Origin of the sequence: Aeromonas sp. R2-2 (genome assembly GCF_040908355.1) — a bacterium.
In the GTDB taxonomy this organism is placed as follows: Bacteria; Pseudomonadota; Gammaproteobacteria; order Enterobacterales; family Aeromonadaceae; genus Aeromonas; species Aeromonas veronii.
This window is the reverse complement of sequence record NZ_JBFODQ010000049.1, coordinates 17,797-35,781: the sequence shown is the minus strand read 5'-3', so window position 1 is coordinate 35,781 and position 17,985 is coordinate 17,797. Positions and strand designations below refer to the sequence as shown.

Here is a 17,985-nt window from a genome sequence, read left to right as displayed (position 1 = left end):
TGTAAACTTTTGAACAACTGTTTAAACTACATAACTACCTTGCATAACGATGTATCGAATTATATTGGATGCGTAGGTGGAATTCAAAGTTGGTCAATGTAAAATTTACCTAGTAAGATAATTAAACCTTAAAGAGATTATTGATAATGATAAACAAAATTGAAATCCTAAACTATATAAAAGAAAAAATTATTTTTGAAGACCTCGACCTCAGTGAGTGGGGGCATGAACTCTTAGATATAAAGGATGATACCCCATTATTGTCGGAGGAAGGCTTGGCATTAGATTCTGTCGATGTTTTAGATATTTTTGTTGGAATACAAAAGGAATACAAAATTGATTTAGGTGAGATCACGAAAGAATTGATGGAAAAGCATTGTCAATCCCCTATGACACTTACCGAGTTAGTTATCGAGAAATGCAGCGAACGCTGAGATTAATTATATAAATGCAACTCAATTGGAAGTTGAATTTATCCCACAGCCTAAAAATCGCTCAAATCGTAGATAGTAAAATAACATGAAAACTTTAATCATAAGAAATTATAAATCAACAGTCATTGATTACTTGATTGGTAATATCATTGAGGACAATGTTGTACTGCTTTCATTGAATAATACCGGTTATGTGAAAGAAGATATGGTTGCGCAGCTGGAAGCGAATGGTCTAGTATATAGCAATGTCATTGTTGATATGAGATATAATGAAGAGGAGTGCTTGAGGACTATATTTAATGGCGATATCACTTTTGATTGCAATGACATTTTCTCAAGTAAGCTAGTTGATGATATTAATAATTTGATGAAGGTAATCAAACGAGTTGTGTTGGCCAACATGAAGTTGGATAGTTGTAAGTTTTTCTTTTTGTTAAAAGACGACTCGTTTGGTTATGTAGATGAGCATGATAGCTCACCCACATACAACGAAGCCATGATATCAATGTCGAAATCCTTAGCGAAAGAGTATTCTCGTTACAATATGTTTTTCAACTCACTGATTATCCAACCAGAACTACAAGAACTGAACCTCAGTAGGCAGAAAAAAGAATTTCTAAAAAACTACGCATTAAAATATAAATCGAATAGCTACTTAGAGGTTGCTAGCTTTATCCTATCAATGATTGAAAATAATTTTCCGATTAATGGAGCAACGATCCGCCTAGGTAATGGAGTGGTCGACTATGCTTAAGAAAATAGTGCTCGTCACTGGAGGTGGAAGAGGGATCGGGCGAGAAATCTGCATGGATCTTGCCTCTGAAAGCACTCATATAGCGTTAACGTATACACGCGATGCTCATAGCGCAGAACAGGTCAAGATGCTGCTGACAGAAAGCCGTGTATCTTGTTCCGTTCATAAGCTAAACGTCCAAGACTTTCGGATGTGTCAGTCAGTAGTCGAAGTGGTTGAACGTCAGTACGGTACAATTAATATTCTGGTAAATAATGCTGGGGTGACGTTGAGTAAACAATTCGTTAATTGTGACGAAGTGGAAAACAAAGCCGTGTTATCAACTAACCTTCAAGGTGTGATTAATATGACTATGGCTACGGTACCATCCTTGAAAAGGTCGACGAAAAATGACGAGTTAGGACGGGTTGTAAACATATCATCAAACACATCCCTATGTGGGAATGCTGGCCAGGTCGCTTACAGTGTTACGAAAGCTGGAGTGAATGGTTTTACTCGGTTATGTGCAAGGACGCTAGCTGAAAGCAATATAATCGTGAATGCGGTTGCTCCTGGCTACATCGATACTGACATGATAATTGATCTCCCTGAAGATACTTATTCTCACGTGCTGCAAGTGTCGGCGATAAAGCGAACTGGGCGAGCGAAAGACGTGAGTTCAATAGTAAATTGGCTATGTGGCGAGCATTGTAATTACCTGACAGGTCAGGTTGTCCATATTGATGGCGGGAAGTTCTGTTAGAAACAGAATAAGGTGGGGTTATGGAAGATTCAATTGTAATATCTGGTATGGGGATCTATACACCCCCTGTTACTGATCTAGGCGAGTTAATACGTTTTTCCACAGATGATCATCTATTAATCAACAATCATGAATACAATGAGTTGGGGATTAAGAATGCAACTGTGTCTGTATTCGATAAAAAATGTACAGAGTCTTTTAGAAAACAAGGCTGGGTAAATAATGCCTCAATTTTTGCCTTGAGAGCTACTGAAGCCGCCATAAAAAACTCGGGAATAAATCTAGCTCAGTATGATAAGCGTCGTATTTCTATCGTATTAGGTAGCTATAATTCCGGCACTGACAGTTATTCAAAAATGTTTAATAAGGTGCTCCAGAGCGAGCAGGACACAGTAACACACAGCGAACTGATGTCTTCAATGTTATCCCATTGCGGGAACGTTATAGCCTCTCGTTACAACATCCAAGGGAAGAAAATTGTCGTCTCGTCCGCTTGCTCTTCGAGCTTAACAGCAGTAGGGATCGCGACGGATTTACTCCATTCTGATAAAGCCGATGTTGTGATATGTGGTGGTTCTGATTGTGTCGACCTACCTGTAGTAGCCGGTTTCAACAGTCTAAGTGCTTTGAATGAAGGACGATGTGCGCCGTTTTCTGAGCCTAAAGGAATCAACCTGGGAGAAGGGGCAGGTATACTCATACTTATTAAGAGCAAAAATAACATTAATAATAAGTGGTTAATCACCGGATACGGCGCCTCCAGCGATGCGTATCATGAAACCTCGCCAGATCCCGATGGGGCTGGTGCCATTCGGGCAATTGATGCAGCATTATCGGCAGCAGGCCTGATTAGAAATGATGTCCATTTAATTTCAGCGCATGCTACCGGTACGGGAGCAAACGATATTCCAGAATCAAATACATATGAAAAATTATTTGGTCTCGATGTGCCAGTCAGCGTAATGAAGCCATTTTACGGCCATACCTTAGGGGCATCTGGCATCATAGAGCTTATTAGTGTCTTATACCTACTGGATGCTGGAATTACGCCAGAGAACAACAACTTGAGAGAATTGCGTGAAGGATGCAGTCCCATAAACCTCAACTACAAAAACTACCCTAGCGATAAAGTCTATACCGTCCTGGCAAATAGTTTTGGATTTGGTGGCAGTAACAGTTCCGTTATTGTTACTAAGCGAATGAATGAACGAAAGAAAAGATATACTAAGTCAGCAATACCAATCATCAAAGCAAGTTCGAATGATGGAGTGAAAAAAACTGTTATTGACTCCAAAATTGGGGTCGTTAAGGATGAATGCAAGATTCATTTACAAAACAAGAGATTTAAAAGAGATTCACCTGAAATAAAATATTGCATAGAATCGGTAGGCGATGTAGTCAATGGTTTTGAACAAGTATTAAAAAATAATGACAGAGCTGGGGTTGTCACTGGCAACTCACAACGCCCACAACGTTGTCTAGAAAGTTTCCTGACATCGATCTATGAGGGTGATCCAAAATATGCAAGTGCACGCCACTTCCCTGGGCATATTGTCAGTGCAACTTGTGGTCAGGTATCCATAGCACATAAGATTAGTGGCCACTCAACGGTGTTATGCAGTCCTACTGCTGCGTTAGAATATACTGTAGATCTTCTGCGAAGTGATACACAAGACTTCATGGTTGCCTGTTCAAGTGACGATGTCACCCAGGTTCAAGAAAATCTTATTCATCAATTATTTGCTGATTCAGACTATTTGATGGCTAAAGGCAGCGCGGCTCTTCTTCTTTCGAGCCGGGGGCAACTTTCCAATTGTGAGCATGCGCCAATAGCATGGGTTAGAAGCATGGTTCACTCGTCTTATAATGGATTGGTGCTCAGGAATGATGAGAAGTTTCATAGCATCTTGGCGCGGCTCATCCTCGAATCTTGTGAAGAGGCCTGTATTAGCTTTAATGAAATTGAATATTGTCTTGTATCAAACGCATTGGCGGACAGTCACATCCTGGATGGGGTGAAACGTGTGTTGACTAAATATCACCCTGATCTCATCGTTGAGAGTAAGATGGAAAAAAGGTTGTCATCCGACTTCATGACACAAATCGTTGATGCAACTGAGATGATTTCGATGGGTATCAAGAGCAACGTGTTAGTCATATCCATTGACCTTTCTTCCAATGTAGGAGCATGCATCATCTCAAATAAAGGCTGACTGGCAACATAGTTCAAGGGGAGGGCGTGTATTTATCTCATTGGCGGTGGATAAACAACTCGGTCTTCTTGCCATTAATGTCCTTCTTTAGGATTTAATATCAGAAACCTGCAGGCGATTTATTTTGAACAACAAAAATATACATGGGGCTATTATTGATGTAGCCTCTGAAGGATCATTTTCCATGTTATTTAACAGCGACTGCCTATTTTTCGATGGGCATTTTCCTAATAATCCGGTTGTCCCAGGAGTTCTGTTGTTAGATACCATATATGATAACCTATTGAAAATAATTGAGGTGGGTATTTCTGGGATTGATAATGCACGGTTTTACAAAACAGTTCTACCAAACGAAAAAGTTACCGTTAAAATTAACAATCAACTAGACAAAATAATTTGTACTGTCAAAAGTGACACAGGCAAAGTACTCAAAGCCAGCTATATAAAAGAAAAATAATATGATCGACTATTCGACTCAATCAGATATTACGGACTTAGGTGGCGCGACGCCTCATCTCGATGTCAACTGCCACTCTTTACTGAGTATTGCAAAAAGTTGTCGAAACCTTATTGAACATCAAAGTGGTATCAATGCTCACAAAATCCCTCTGTTCCGATATAAAGACTATGAACTACGAACGGTTACGGAAGTTTTACAAGAAGTAAAGAGACGAGGGCTGAATTTAAGAACAGAGAATCCTTTCGAAAAGAAAATAATTGGTAATTGTCAAACCATTTCATTGTTATGTCTCGGGATCATGCGTGAGCTGTCGATCCCGGCACGATATCGATTCTGCCTGTGTGAATATTTTGAGCCCAATTCCTATGTGGAACACATCGTCCTTGAATACTGGTGCGATGCAAGTAATAAATGGAAAATTTTGGATCCAACAGTCACCATTGATATGGTTGAAAAAAACAAAACTAAGACCTTTATTGATTTCGAATTTGATAACATTCCTAAAGACAAATCCAATCTCTTTATCGACCTATGGAAAAAGTACCGACGTGGTGATTTAGAGCTCGATGCTATTCATCATCGTTCGTACAAAAAAATACGCGGGCTAGAACGATTAGTATGGAGGACACTACAGGATGTTTTAGCTTTACATAAAGTGGAGCTGTTTTACTGGGACTACTTTGATTTTAAGAAATATGTGCATGAGCCTAAATTAGTGGATGAGATCATTGAATGTATCGATGAGAGTAAAATGCAGATGAGCAGTATCAATCTTGAATTTGAAGGGTTCACTAATTTTCATCCTTATCAGCGAGATTACAAGTAATGCTAGATTTTATGAGAGGGGCTCATACTTCACCTTTTTCATTTATTGAAACCGTTGAGAACATGACATCATATGAAATGATGGCTACTGCGAATTTTTCTGAAGAGAAGGTATATAAAAGGTATTGCAAAAATGCATGGCCTTTGATTGTTGAGTCATTAGCTCAGGCAGCTGGCATTCATATAAAGAACAATTTCAATCCTGATTTTAATGGTTATTTAGTTGGTTTAAATGACCTACATATCCAGAAAGCAGGAGAGCTCTTGTGCGGCTACCATTTAGTTACAAAGATGATCAGTTCTCTTGATGATAAGTATGTATATCACTGCGAAGCCTTTACCAAGACCAACCACTCGATCCTATCTTGTAGTATTTTACTGTCAAACTCAGATTGATACAGCATCTTTTAATACGATCATGGCGTAAATGTGTCGGCATGCAGCATCTAATATTAAAAAACTGTCACCACATTCGTATAGCGGAGTCAAAATTTTTAATTAAAATGAGTCTTTAAGTATTTGCTGAATCTAAAAAATATTTTATCGTTATGTCACATGTTTATAAAAACTTAATAATTGATACATAAATTGTTCGTATCGGTTAGATAAAATATACCAAGCCTACCTGAAAATGATTGATGGATGAATATGGATATTATTAAAAAGAATTGCAATGAGTCTGAAAACGCATGCGAGGAGATTTTTTCTCAAGTTGATAGGTCGTGCTTCCACATATCATCAGGTAAAGATATCTCCTTGGAAGAGATCGCTCACGCAGCGAAATATCATCAACCGGTCACATTGGATGATGATATTTTTAATAGAGTGAAAAAATCACGCGACATCCTAGAGAGGATGGTTTCAGATGATAGAGTTATTTATGGCGTCAATACGAGTATGGGGGGGTTCGTTAACTATATAGTTCCTCTCGATAAAGCTCATGAGCTCCAGAATAACTTAATTAACGCCGTCGCAACTAATGTGGGTGAGTATTTCGACGATACAACGGTAAGGGCCACAATGTTGGCACGAATAGTGTCATTGTCTCGTGGTAACTCAGCCATTTCAATCATTAACTTCAAAAAATTAATCGACATTTATAACCAAGGGGTGGTCCCCTGTATCCCTGAAAAAGGCTCACTAGGGACAAGTGGTGATTTGGGACCACTAGCCGCCATTGCACTGGTTTGCACAGGACAATGGAAAGCGCGTTACAAAGGTGAGCAGATGAGTGGATTGGAGGCACTAAAAAAAGCGGGGGTTTCTCCAATGACGCTCAGCTTTAAAGAAGGTTTAGCTCTGATCAATGGCACCTCAGCTATGGTTGGCTTGGGGGCACTACTGTATGACGAAGTGAAACGATTATTCGACAAGTACCTGACCGTCACATCGCTGTCGATTGAAGGACTACACGGCAAAACGAAGCCATTTGAACCTGAAGTGCACCGAATGAAGCCGCATTTAGGGCAGCTTGAAGTCGCCACGACCATATGGGAAACATTGGCTGACTCTGGGTTGGCTGTGAGCGAGCATGAAGTCGAAAAGATGATCGTTGAGGAAATGGATGGTTGCGTCAAAGCTAGTAACCATCAGATCGAGGACGCGTATTCGATCCGTTGTACACCTCAAATTCTTGGGCCAGTTGCTGATAGCCTTAAGAACATTAAACAAACGTTGACTAATGAGTTGAATTCCTCAAATGACAATCCGTTGATTGACCAAATTACTGAAGAGGTATTCCATAATGGCCATTTTCATGGCCAATACGTTTCCATGGCCATGGATCACCTGAATATTTCGCTGGTGACGATGATGAACCTCGCTAATCGTCGAGTCGACAGATTCATGGATAAGTCTAATAGTAACGGATTACCAGCATTTCTGTGCGCAGAAAATGCGGGGTTACGTTTGGGGTTGATGGGGGGACAATTTATGACCGCATCGATCACTGCTGAGTCCAGAGCTTCCTGTATGCCAATGTCAATACAGTCTCTTAGCACAACAGGAGATTTTCAAGATATTGTTTCTTTTGGGCTGGTTGCTGCTCGCCGCGTTAGGGAGCAGTTAAAAAATCTGAAATATGTAGTCTCGTTCGAATTACTTTGTGCTTGTCAGGCCATTGACATACGCGGCACCGCTGGTTTGTCAAAACGTACGCGCTTGCTCTATGAACAGACACGTACATTTGTGCCATATTTATCAGAGGATATAACCATTACAGATTACATTGAAACAATTGCTCACTCTGTGTTGACACATAATCGCGATATTTAATAACTAAAGCATTCGCAACTTAGTCATCCATGCTAATAGTGCTACTGACTTTATTGTTACATGGTGATGAATCACAGGGCGAATGATATAGGATATTTAAAGATGGAAAGAACTGAGATCGAAAAAGCACTAAGAAATGAATTAAATTCAATAAACAAATACGGCGATGGCGTAGAGAACACTTCAGAGGTAAAACTAAAAGAACTTCTCGATTCGGTAGATATTCTAAAGTTTGTTTACAGTATAAACAGAGAATATGGTCTGTCATTTGGTAGTAATATTGGCGATGAACAGCACTTAGATACGCTAGATAAAATGGTCTCTTGGGTGTACTCTGCAATTATCGAAAAAAAGGCTTGAGATGACAAAAAAAAACATATTATCGATGATTCTTAGGTTTAAGAATAATAGTGATGTCGCTTATTATGATTTTGAGAAAAAAATAACTTTCTCACAGCTGTATTTGGAAGTTGTTATTATTGCCAATTACTTTGAATCAATGGGGATAACTAAAGGAAAAAAAGTTGTATCATTATTGGATAAATCATTTTCAGAGTATGCCCTTTTCTATGCATGCTTATTAAAAGGCGTCTCATTTTGTCCACTAGATAAGAGTTTACCCACAAGCCGCTTAGCTATGATTATGTCAGATCTTCAGCCTGATATGATTTTGGCTGAACATTCATATATAAATGAAGAGAACAGCTTTAGACAAGACCTTTTAATACCAAGTAAGTGTATAGTATCTAAGGGGAGGTCAGGATCATCAAGCGAAGATTATTTCATTGATATGACAGATGTTGATGCAGACACCGTTGCATACATCATCTTTACTTCCGGCTCGACAGGTAAGCCTAAAGGAGTTCAAATAACACACGGAAACCTAAATGCATTCTTAGATGCGTTATATCCTAGGTTCGTAAGTGAGAGGTCAGAAAAATATTTATCGATTGGCCCATTGTATTTCGACATGACCATACTCGATAGTATTATACCCCCTTTGTATGGACACTCGGTCTACTTATACAAATCTCCGTTCATACCAGAAATTTTTTCGAAAATAATTGAAAAATATCAGATCACCAGATTTAGCTGTGTTCCATCAGTGCTAGAGATACTGTTGCCACAGCTCAAAAATGCGACAGGTTTTGAACAACTTAGATCTCTAAACCAGATTCTTTTTGGTGCTGAAAAGCCTCACGGACAGTCCATCAGAAAATTGCTAGAAAACATACCTGGTCTGAAGGTCATCAATGCGTATGGCCCGACAGAAGGGACAATGTGCTGCTTTTCTTCCGAGATCACCATCGATAGCCTAGTGGGTGATATCAGTATTGGTAAGCCATTTGATGGTACTAATTACTTAATCGGAACAAATTCTGGCTTCTCAAATTTTGGAGAGGGGACGCTATTTATATCTGGTAAGCAAGTCATGAAAGGTTATATTAATCAGTCGCAAGTTGATAACCAGTTTATTTTAGTTGATGATGAAAAATACTACTGCACTAATGATATTGTTAAAGTCGGCCATGATGGGATTTTCTATTTTCTTGGGCGTTCAGATGACGAAGTAAAACTGAATGGATTTAGAGTGCACCTTCAAGATGTTGCTGAAAATATAAAGAAAAAACTTAACCTTGGTGATGTTTTTTTGCACAAACATACGGATGATAACAAAGACTATTTGGTTCTTTCATACGAAGATACGTTGTTGATTAATCCTGATGAATGTATATCAATATTAGGTGAGTTGCTCCCCAAATATATGATGCCAAATGTTTTTGCCGTTTTTGACTCATTACCTAAACTACCAAATTCAAAGTTAGATAGAAATAAAGTTAAACATTTAGTGAGCTCGGTTTTCATCCGTGCTAAGCAAAACATAAGCGATAAAAAATTCATTTTATTACACATTAAATGAATCTGGCTTTGCTCTGAAATTTATTTGGATTCATTAATGTTATGACAAGATTATATTTGTGTCGAAATAAAATTTTTTCTCTAAACCTTATTTGCAAATGCGTACCATCCTAAATATGGATAACGCATTCGAGCATCATAAATAGTTGAAAAGTAAGAGGAGTAAATTGGTGAGTAATGCTGACTTGAAAAGTTTGCTTCGGTCGGTGAGAGGGCGCTATGGGCATAAAAAAGCGATTATTTTTAATAACAAAGCGTATTCTTATACAGAGTTAGGCCACTTTATCGACGTTTGCAACAAAGAAATTTCACATAGTGATACGGCTGTCATTATCAATGTCGCAGATAGACTAAAAGCCATCACGCTGATGTTATCCGCCATAGACTGTGGCATTACATTTATACCTGTTGATAGCGATAGACCCCATTCATTCTTGACTCAGATAGCATCAAAGTTCTCTCAGGTTCGAGTGATTAATGATGTGTGTTTAGATACTGGACAGCTTGTCTCACACACCCTGTTGAATCATGAGCACATGCAGGCACTTCCTAGCCATCAAAAGCAAGGTGTGATGTCAATTATGTATACATCAGGTTCAACGGGAGAGCCCAAAGGGGTTCTGGTCAAAGCAAGCTCTGTGCTTAATTTATTATATCGTCCTTCTTTTATTTCCTTAAGTAGTGAAGACGTTGTGGCGTCTTATTCGTCACTGTCTTTTGATGCGTCTACTTTCGAAATCTTTACTCCCTTACTTTCAGGCTGCACATTGCTGCTTTTGGATAAGATGATAGTGTTGGATGATGACCATCTTCTTCATGTCATTGAACAATACAAGGTATCGTGTATGTGGATGACTGCCGGCCTTTTCAGTAGTCATATGTCGTCCGGTGATTGCCGAGCTTTAGCATGTCTGAAACATCTAATTGTTGGTGGAGATAAAGTTGATTTACACTCTGCGGTATCGTTTTTGGAATGTTCACCAAGTACACAACTGTACAACGGTTACGGTCCGACTGAAAATACAGTTTTCACAACTGTTGCGAAGTTAGACCTCCATAAACTGAAACGTGAGAAACGGATTCCAATAGGAAAGCTGGTTGAGGGGGTTGGTTATCTTCTCTTAGATGAACACTCAGGGAAATACTGTAGAACCGGTATCGGTAGATTACATGTGACGGGGAAAGGTTTATCCGTGGGCTACCACGATAACCCCGTTGAAACCGAGAGAGTGTACACAATGATTGAGGGTATTCGTTATTACGACACCGGTGATATCGTCGAGTGTACATCGGACCAAGAGTTTTATTTTCTGGGGCGACATGACCGCCAAGTTAAACTAAATGGTCATCGGGTTGAACTCGATGATATTGAAAAGACAATAGAATGCGATAAATCTGTTGTAAAAGCCCTGTGCTTTATATGGAAAGGTCATCTTGTGGCTTTGCTCGAAATACAGGGGGGCTCTGTAGGGCTGGATACGATCATTGCTCGATTGCGATCTCAATTGAGTCATTTTTCTTTCCCGGATTTTTTTATAGAAAACACTCAATGGCCACTTAATTTGAACGGTAAAGTGGATGTCAAACTTATAATTAATATGGCGACAAATAAACTAGAGATGTTTCAATGCGACCCAGTTGGACTTTCGGTTAAGAGTGTCGCTGAACAGGTGTTGGATAGGCCTATTCAGCAGCTCAATATTGGTCTGTTTGATCTTGGCTTTGACTCTCTATCTATGCTCACGTTTTGTCATCGCCTGAACGAGCAGTTTGATATAAAAGTAAATCTACTAGACCTTTATACTGCAGGAACATTGCAGGGTGTGGATTCGTTAGTGGCAACCAAGATGAATGTTTGACGTTTTTTATTTCGCTTTGTGTGGTGAAATAAAATGAATAAGCTGCAATGCTATCACTGACATTGATGCAATTTAATTATAAATCGTCAGCGTTTTTGGGCGATAGACTTGTTTTTCGAGTGGTGATTATAATTCACTTTTTTCCAACCCGCCCGATACTGGGCATTATATGAATGGAGTACGTTATGGCTGAATACAATGAGATTGAGCTGAAAAACATTAGCATTGTGAAGTCACTGTATACAGATATTTTTGATACGGGCAATTGCCCTGTCGTCAATGACTATTATCATGAAGATGCGAAGTGCCATTTTAAAGGCACAACGTTGAAAGTTGAACAGATGAAAGGGGGGATGGCTGAATTTGTTGGAAAACACGCATCGATCTCAACTTCGATAGAATCGATTTTTGCCGTCGGTGACCGCACATATGCCCGCCTTAATCGCCAGGCTACGCTGAAAGGTGAAGGACAACCCCGTGATATTGAAATTATGGTAGAGAAACGATTTGTTGGTGGGAAAGTCGCAGAGCTGTGGTTTATGGTCGATGACGAAATGTACAGCGAAATTTGGTTAAAACAGCAATCAGCATAAGCCGATAACCTAGGCATAGAATTTACATTCTATGCCTATGACAACAGGTAAAATAAAATGGATATAGCGATCACTGGCTTCTCTTTTCTCTTGCCTGGTGCAAGTAATATGGAAGAGCTGGACGCGTTGTTGGAATCAGGTCAAGATGCGTTGAGCGACCCTTTTTTCTCCAACGATCATCGTGAGGGGTGGGTCAGCCGAGCGGGCTATGTGCAGGGAGTTGATCAGTTTGACTATGACCTGTTTGGGATGTCACTACGTGACAGCTACATTATTGAACCTCAACAACGTATGTTCATTCAATGCGCATGGCGAGCATTGGAACATGCTGGCTACAACCCGACACGCTGTCCGCTGAACGTCGGTGTCTACTCCTCATCTTCTGATAGCCATTACACGTCTTTTCTTTCAGACAGCCAATTGACATTGGATAAGTACGATCCCTTTGAGATAGAGATTGGTTCAAACAAAGAACAGCAGTCGTTGCGCTGCGCATATTTGTTTGACCTGCAAGGTCCGGCCGTAGGGGTGCAATCGGCATGTTCTAGTGGCTTACTCTCTATCCACATGGCGATGCAAGGGCTCACGACTGGAGACTGTGACATGGCCATCGCTGGCGGCGCTTGTCTGCCATACCCTCTCCATTCCGGGTATCAATACCAACCTGGCATGAACTTGTCGAAGAGCGGTTTTTTAGCCTCTTATTCTAATACTGCAGATGGCATGGTACCTGGGTTTGGTTCCGTGGTGTTTGTACTCAAAGCCCTTGCTAAAGCGCGCAGTGACAAAGACACGGTGTATGGTGTGCTTACCGCGAGCAGCATCAACAACGATGGAAGATCGAAATCAAGTTATACAGCGCCTTCAACCAGCGGAATCGCAAGAAACATCCAACGAGTGCTAGAGAAATCTGCCTTGGACGCTCAGGACATCCATTTCGTTGAAGGCCATGGGTCGGGGACCGTCATTGGGGATGTATTGGAAGTTGCGGCACTTAAAAAAGCCTTTATGAGTAACGAGTTTGCCACCAATAACACAGCACTATCGTCTGTCAAGGCCAATATAGGCCACCTGGATGTTGTTGCCGGTCATGCTGGCTTGTTAAAGTCTGTACTGCAAGTGTGGAAACATAAGATATACCCGGCAGCCAATTTCTCATTGCTGAATCCGAGTTTACAATTGGCACGGACACCCTTCTACGTTCCTACAGAAAGCCGTCGAAAGGATAATTTAACAGGCTTGGTGAATTCTCTAGGGATTGGTGGAACCAACTGTGCGTTGGTTATTCGTTGTGAAGAGTCCTCGTCATTGGCCAAAGAAAGCTCGTCGCAGACAGTCGTCGTTATGATTGGTGCAGACAATGATGTACGTCTACAGCACCTGTTAATTCAGCTTCAAGATGAATTACAAAACGTATCACATTCACTGGAAGATGTGGCGTATACCTTGGCAAGGCGTGCGGTGGGGAAGCGTTGTATTAAGACATTTTCTGTTGCATCACTTACCGAGCTGTGCGATCAAATTGCCGTTACATTACGCTCAGGTGTTGTCGGTCATTCACTGGACCTGTGTCTAAAGGAGTACACGGGGAAAGCTATTGCGATCGGCTCCAGCGAAATTGATGCCAAGCGTGTCGTTACGCTCGAATCCCACTCAAAGCCACAAACCAAAGTTGACTCAGCACCGTTCGAAGAAATTATAGACAATACTGTTAGTTTCGAAGAGTCCTTGCGTAAGATATGGCTCGATAATTTTATGCTTGACTCGATAGAATTGGAAGATAGTTTTTTCGACTTGGGGGGACATTCTATCCTCGCACTATCACTGGTCACAGATATCAATTCCTCACTTGGCCTTTCTCTAACTATGGACTGGGTTGAAAAATATGATGTGTTTAGTGTGCAGTTGAGAGAATTGAACAGATTAATAGGAACCCAAGTAGCTTCTTCTCTGATAAAACCTCTCTATGAGCCTCTTGGTGAAATACGAGCAACAATTATATTGGTTCACGCATCTATTTCAGGTGTGGAAATATATAATTCGTTGTCAAAAAGTATTGCAGGTGACATTGAGGTGCTCGGGGTTGACTCATACAACCTTTATAATAAGAATAAGATTTGCTCAATAGATAAACTCGCTGAAATGTATTCCAATGAAATCCTGGAAAGGATATCTGACAAAACAAAACCAATTTTCATTGGCGGCTGGTCGTTAGGTGGGTTACTAGCGTTAAAAATAACGGAGCAATTAAATGGCAAGCTTCCGATAAAGGGGAATTTATTATTGGACTCAGTTCTTTACTCTCAGCAAAGCTCAGTGCTTTTTACGGATGAATGTCTTGCTTACTTTATGGATCTTAGCTATTTTTCACACTCTATTAATGGAGATGAAAAGGCAAGGGAGGATTTAAAATCATTATTTGATATAGAGAGAGGTATGGTTAAAACTTTTGGGGACCCCAAGTTACAGTTGCCTTTACTAAACATCGTAGCGACGTCTTCTCTCGTGCAGATTCAGAACTCTACAATCTCCAATGAATTTGAATCATTAAAAAAGGCCAACAATAACTGGCCGGTGACTAATTTAACGATGCTCAGGAAAATAAAAGCTGACCATATTGGATTGGTCACAGGACAACATGTTGATGAAATTGCAGAATTCATTCGGGAGTTTTTAGAACAGCATGTATAAGCATATTATCTTGTTCAAGTTCAACGCGTCGGTGTCTAAAATGCAAGCCTTAGGATTGCTTCAGCAGCTTGGTGAATTGAAACATAGAATACCGGAGATAAAGAAATACAGCTACGGGATGAATGATCGTGACAATGTGAACAATTCTGGTTTTGAGTCTGCATTTGTTATGGAGTTTAGTTCAAAAAATGACAGAGATGCGTATCAGATTAATGATTATCACCAAGAGTTCATTAATGAAAAACTGAGCCCTGTTATTTCAGAGGCGATTGTCTTCGACATGGTTGTTACCGAGGCAGAAAAATGAAATATAAGATTGCAGTGACAGGAATGTCAGGATTGTTTCCTGGGGCCAACGACTATCATGAGTTTTGGGATAACCTATGTAATGGACGGGTATCCTATCAGTCATATACTGATCCAGATGGACATACCAGGTCGAAGGGACAGTGCCCGGATCCAGAAATGTTTGATGCGCAACGTTATCGTCTTTCTGAGAAGGAAGCGTTGGTCATGGATCCGCAGCTGAGAAAGTTCATCGAACTTGTCGACTCGGCACTGCTTGATGGCGAGCATGACCCGGACAAGCTGGGCACGGTTGCCGTGATAGCGACGCAGGGCAGCAATAACACCTACCACGATCAACTGCAAAAAAGTGTCGCTGTCGGTGAGGTTGAACCACCTAATTCTCTGCTCCTTAACCTCAATAAGGGTTGCGATTTCATGGCTACCCGCGTAGCCCATATATTTAATTTTCATGGTCCGTGCTTCAATCTTCAATCCGCCTGTTCTTCATCATTGACCGCTATTGTAGAAGCCTGCTGGATGTTACAAACAAAGCGTTGTGACACCGTAATTTGCGGAGGGGTACATATCTCCTATCCATTGGAGGTGGGCTATAAGTATGAACCTGGGTCCATTTATTCTCAAACAGGCGTGTGCAGACCTTTTGATCATCGTGCGGATGGCACGGTTCCCTCCGATGGGGGCGGCGTCGTCATTCTCAGACGCCTTCAAGATGCCGAAGAGAATGGGGATACTATCCATGCTGTGATTACGAATGCGTTGAGTAATAATGATGGAGCGAACAAGACAAGTTATGCAGCTCCCTCGGTCAACGGTCAGTGGCAATTGCTGTCTCAAATCTATAGTCATTCGGCCATCAACCCTCGTCAGTTGCAGTTCATCGAATGCCATGCAACGGGGACGGTAGTGGGCGATCCAATGGAAGTTCAGGCATTCAGCAAACTAATGAACAGTTACGCTGCGGACGACACGTTATCCCCGGTGATTGTGGGATCGGTCAAAGGGAACATCGGGCATCTTTTCTGGGCATCGGGCATCGCTTCCTTGATCAAGTCTGTGTTGGCACTTAAGCAAGGGATTTACCCCGGTACATCTAATCTTTCTCAGCTCAATGAATTACTTAGCGAGACGGAGAAACAGAATTTATTGTATACGTCTAACAATATTCCGTTGGCTCCTGACAAGCCCTCCCTTGCAGCCATTAGCTCGATGGGCGTGGGTGGAACCAACGCGCACATAGTGATCGAAGGCTACGGTAAATCAGGTTTTCAAACACTGAAAAAACCGACCTACAAGGAGGCACAGGGCCGAGAGTATTCATTCTTCTCTCAAACTGAAACAACAAAAAATACCAGCTGTGATAAGGGGGCGATAAGGCAGCCCTCCTCTGTAGAGCAGACACATTTTACACCGTCCTCATTATTGCCTCATATCTTGTCTTTCTACCAGCAAGTGCTTGGGGAGGATGAGGTTTACCCAAACAGTGACTATTTCGATCTGTATGGCGATTCTGTGACAGCTGTAGAGCTACTCGCATTGTTCAAATCAGAGCTCGGCATTGATGTCACGACAGAAATAATCTATAAGCACTCAACGCCTGAGTCCTTGGCGAATGCGATTGCCAAGAAACCGCTATCTGCTACTCAGCCAGTATTGGATTGCCAACCAATGAGTGACAATGTTCGTTCATATGGCTTGTTGTCACCTTATCAGCAGCGTTTTTATTTATTGGAAAAACTGCAGCGGGGCGACCGAAGTCAATACAATGTTCCGGTATGTGTCGAGATTACGAAGGCGTTCCCGGTAGAAGATTTTACGAAAACATTGGATACAATTCTTGCGCAACTCCCTCAATTCAATCACCAATACAAAATAAGCAAAGAGGGCATTACACTGGCCGCTAAACGTACACAGGTCGTTGAAACGGTATCACTGGAGATATCTGCTGAAACGGCGTTGGAGGTAGCGCTGCAGGCCGTGTATGAGCAACGATTTGATCTTGATATGGGGCCACTTTGTCGAGTCACGACGTTACGTCACGGGGCTAAAAAGTTATTGGTGGTGAATTTTCATCACATTGCGATCGATGGGACGGGTTTACACAACTTGTTGGCAGTATTGTCTGAGGTGCGCGAAGAAAACAGTCCGTTAAATAGCATCCATATTCCTAAGCACATAGAGCTTGGCATCTCCAACGGAAGCCTTGTGTTCTGGAAGAACTCTCTGAGTGGCGTTTCACAGACGGCATTACCGGTCGATCCCCACAAATCTTTAAGCTCTAAGGAATTGATCTGCGGCACTGTGGTCTCTCGTCTTTCATCTGACCAGATTTCAAGGGTTCAGAATATTGCTAGAACTCATAAGAAGCCTGCTTTTGTCGTGCTCTATGCTGTTTTTAATGCAACATTATCAGAATTTCTAGATACCGCCGTTGTTTGCACAGGAATAACGCTGGCCAATCGGTCTGAATCCGATAGGGCCGTGATTGACTGTCGCATGAACAATGTTCCTGTTGTCGTCGATTGTGGATCTGGGAAATTCTGCGAGATCCTGAATGAGACGGATGAGGCACTTAAAACGTGCCTGCCTCATGCCCACGTGCCTTTAGATAGAGTTTCGTCCCTGTTAGGGAGAAACGGTCAAGAGGTTTATGACATTTTGTTTATGTATCAGAACCAAAACAAAGGGAATACTATAAAATATCGAGAGTTTACGCTTCCTGAACATTCCATGCGCTTCCATCCAGTGTATGGCAATCTGACTGTCAATCTTGTACCAGAGCAAGAGGGGCTCGCAGTTGAGATGATGTTCAATCAAGCGCGCTACTCCAAGGAAATGGTGGCAAGTCTTATGTCTAGTTTTATGATAAATATAGACAAGGTCTTGTTTGAACTGCAAAAAACAAAATAGATGA

At 41.2% G+C, this 17,985-nt stretch carries 15 protein-coding genes; all 15 read left to right on the top strand.

The genetic code is table 11. The features are described 5' to 3' along the window. Positions 1-146 precede the first annotated feature (146 nt). Positions 147-434: a hypothetical protein gene (locus AB5Z09_RS08885; RefSeq protein WP_368195104.1), complete on the top strand. Its 288-nt coding sequence runs from the start codon at positions 147-149 to the stop codon at positions 432-434. Positions 435-519: 85 nt separating this feature from the next. After that, complete coding sequence (locus tag AB5Z09_RS08880; RefSeq protein ID WP_368195103.1) at positions 520-1,188, top strand: hypothetical protein; 669 nt, start codon at positions 520-522, stop codon at positions 1,186-1,188. Continuing rightward, complete coding sequence (locus tag AB5Z09_RS08875) at positions 1,181-1,930, top strand: SDR family NAD(P)-dependent oxidoreductase (RefSeq protein ID WP_368195102.1); 750 nt, start codon at positions 1,181-1,183, stop codon at positions 1,928-1,930. Before AB5Z09_RS08880 ends, AB5Z09_RS08875 begins: the two co-directional genes overlap by 8 nt. 20 nt (positions 1,931-1,950) lie before the next feature. Beyond that, positions 1,951-4,143, top strand: coding sequence for a beta-ketoacyl-[acyl-carrier-protein] synthase family protein (locus AB5Z09_RS08870; RefSeq protein ID WP_368195101.1), 2,193 nt, complete (start codon positions 1,951-1,953; stop codon positions 4,141-4,143). Positions 4,144-4,267: 124 nt separating this feature from the next. Next, a complete protein-coding gene (locus AB5Z09_RS08865; protein WP_368195100.1) occupies positions 4,268-4,600 on the top strand; it encodes a hypothetical protein in 333 nt (110 codons plus the stop codon). A 1-nt stretch (position 4,601) separates the two neighbouring features. Continuing rightward, positions 4,602-5,429: a hypothetical protein gene (locus AB5Z09_RS08860; protein WP_368195098.1), complete on the top strand. Its 828-nt coding sequence runs from the start codon at positions 4,602-4,604 to the stop codon at positions 5,427-5,429. After that, entirely contained in the window at positions 5,429-5,824 is a 396-nt protein-coding gene (locus AB5Z09_RS08855) for a hypothetical protein (protein WP_368195097.1), read from the top strand. The genes AB5Z09_RS08860 and AB5Z09_RS08855 overlap by 1 nt, the downstream gene beginning before the upstream one ends. Before the next feature lie 246 nt (positions 5,825-6,070). Continuing rightward, positions 6,071-7,702, top strand: coding sequence for a phenylalanine aminomutase (D-beta-phenylalanine forming) (locus tag AB5Z09_RS08850; RefSeq protein ID WP_368195096.1), 1,632 nt, complete (start codon positions 6,071-6,073; stop codon positions 7,700-7,702). 102 nt (positions 7,703-7,804) lie between these two features. Further along, positions 7,805-8,062 carry a hypothetical protein gene (locus tag AB5Z09_RS08845; protein ID WP_368195095.1) on the top strand — a complete coding sequence of 86 codons (258 nt, stop codon included), beginning with the start codon at positions 7,805-7,807 and terminating at the stop codon, positions 8,060-8,062. 1 nt (position 8,063) lies between these two features. Next, positions 8,064-9,623 (top strand): AMP-binding protein, encoded by a 1,560-nt coding sequence (locus tag AB5Z09_RS08840; RefSeq protein WP_368195094.1) that lies wholly within the window; start codon positions 8,064-8,066, stop codon positions 9,621-9,623. Between the two features lie 169 nt (positions 9,624-9,792). Then, positions 9,793-11,481 carry a non-ribosomal peptide synthetase gene (locus AB5Z09_RS08835; protein WP_368195093.1) on the top strand — a complete coding sequence of 563 codons (1,689 nt, stop codon included), beginning with the start codon at positions 9,793-9,795 and terminating at the stop codon, positions 11,479-11,481. 185 nt (positions 11,482-11,666) lie between these two features. Continuing rightward, positions 11,667-12,074, top strand: coding sequence for an ester cyclase (locus tag AB5Z09_RS08830; protein ID WP_368195092.1), 408 nt, complete (start codon positions 11,667-11,669; stop codon positions 12,072-12,074). A 57-nt stretch (positions 12,075-12,131) separates the two neighbouring features. Next, a complete protein-coding gene (locus AB5Z09_RS08825; protein ID WP_368195091.1) occupies positions 12,132-14,765 on the top strand; it encodes a beta-ketoacyl synthase N-terminal-like domain-containing protein in 2,634 nt (877 codons plus the stop codon). Positions 14,766-14,775: 10 nt separating this feature from the next. Next, complete coding sequence (locus AB5Z09_RS08820; protein ID WP_368195090.1) at positions 14,776-15,072, top strand: Dabb family protein; 297 nt, start codon at positions 14,776-14,778, stop codon at positions 15,070-15,072. After that, entirely contained in the window at positions 15,069-17,981 is a 2,913-nt protein-coding gene (locus AB5Z09_RS08815; protein ID WP_368195089.1) for a beta-ketoacyl synthase N-terminal-like domain-containing protein, read from the top strand. The genes AB5Z09_RS08820 and AB5Z09_RS08815 overlap by 4 nt, the downstream gene beginning before the upstream one ends. The last annotated feature ends 4 nt before the right edge of the window (positions 17,982-17,985 follow it).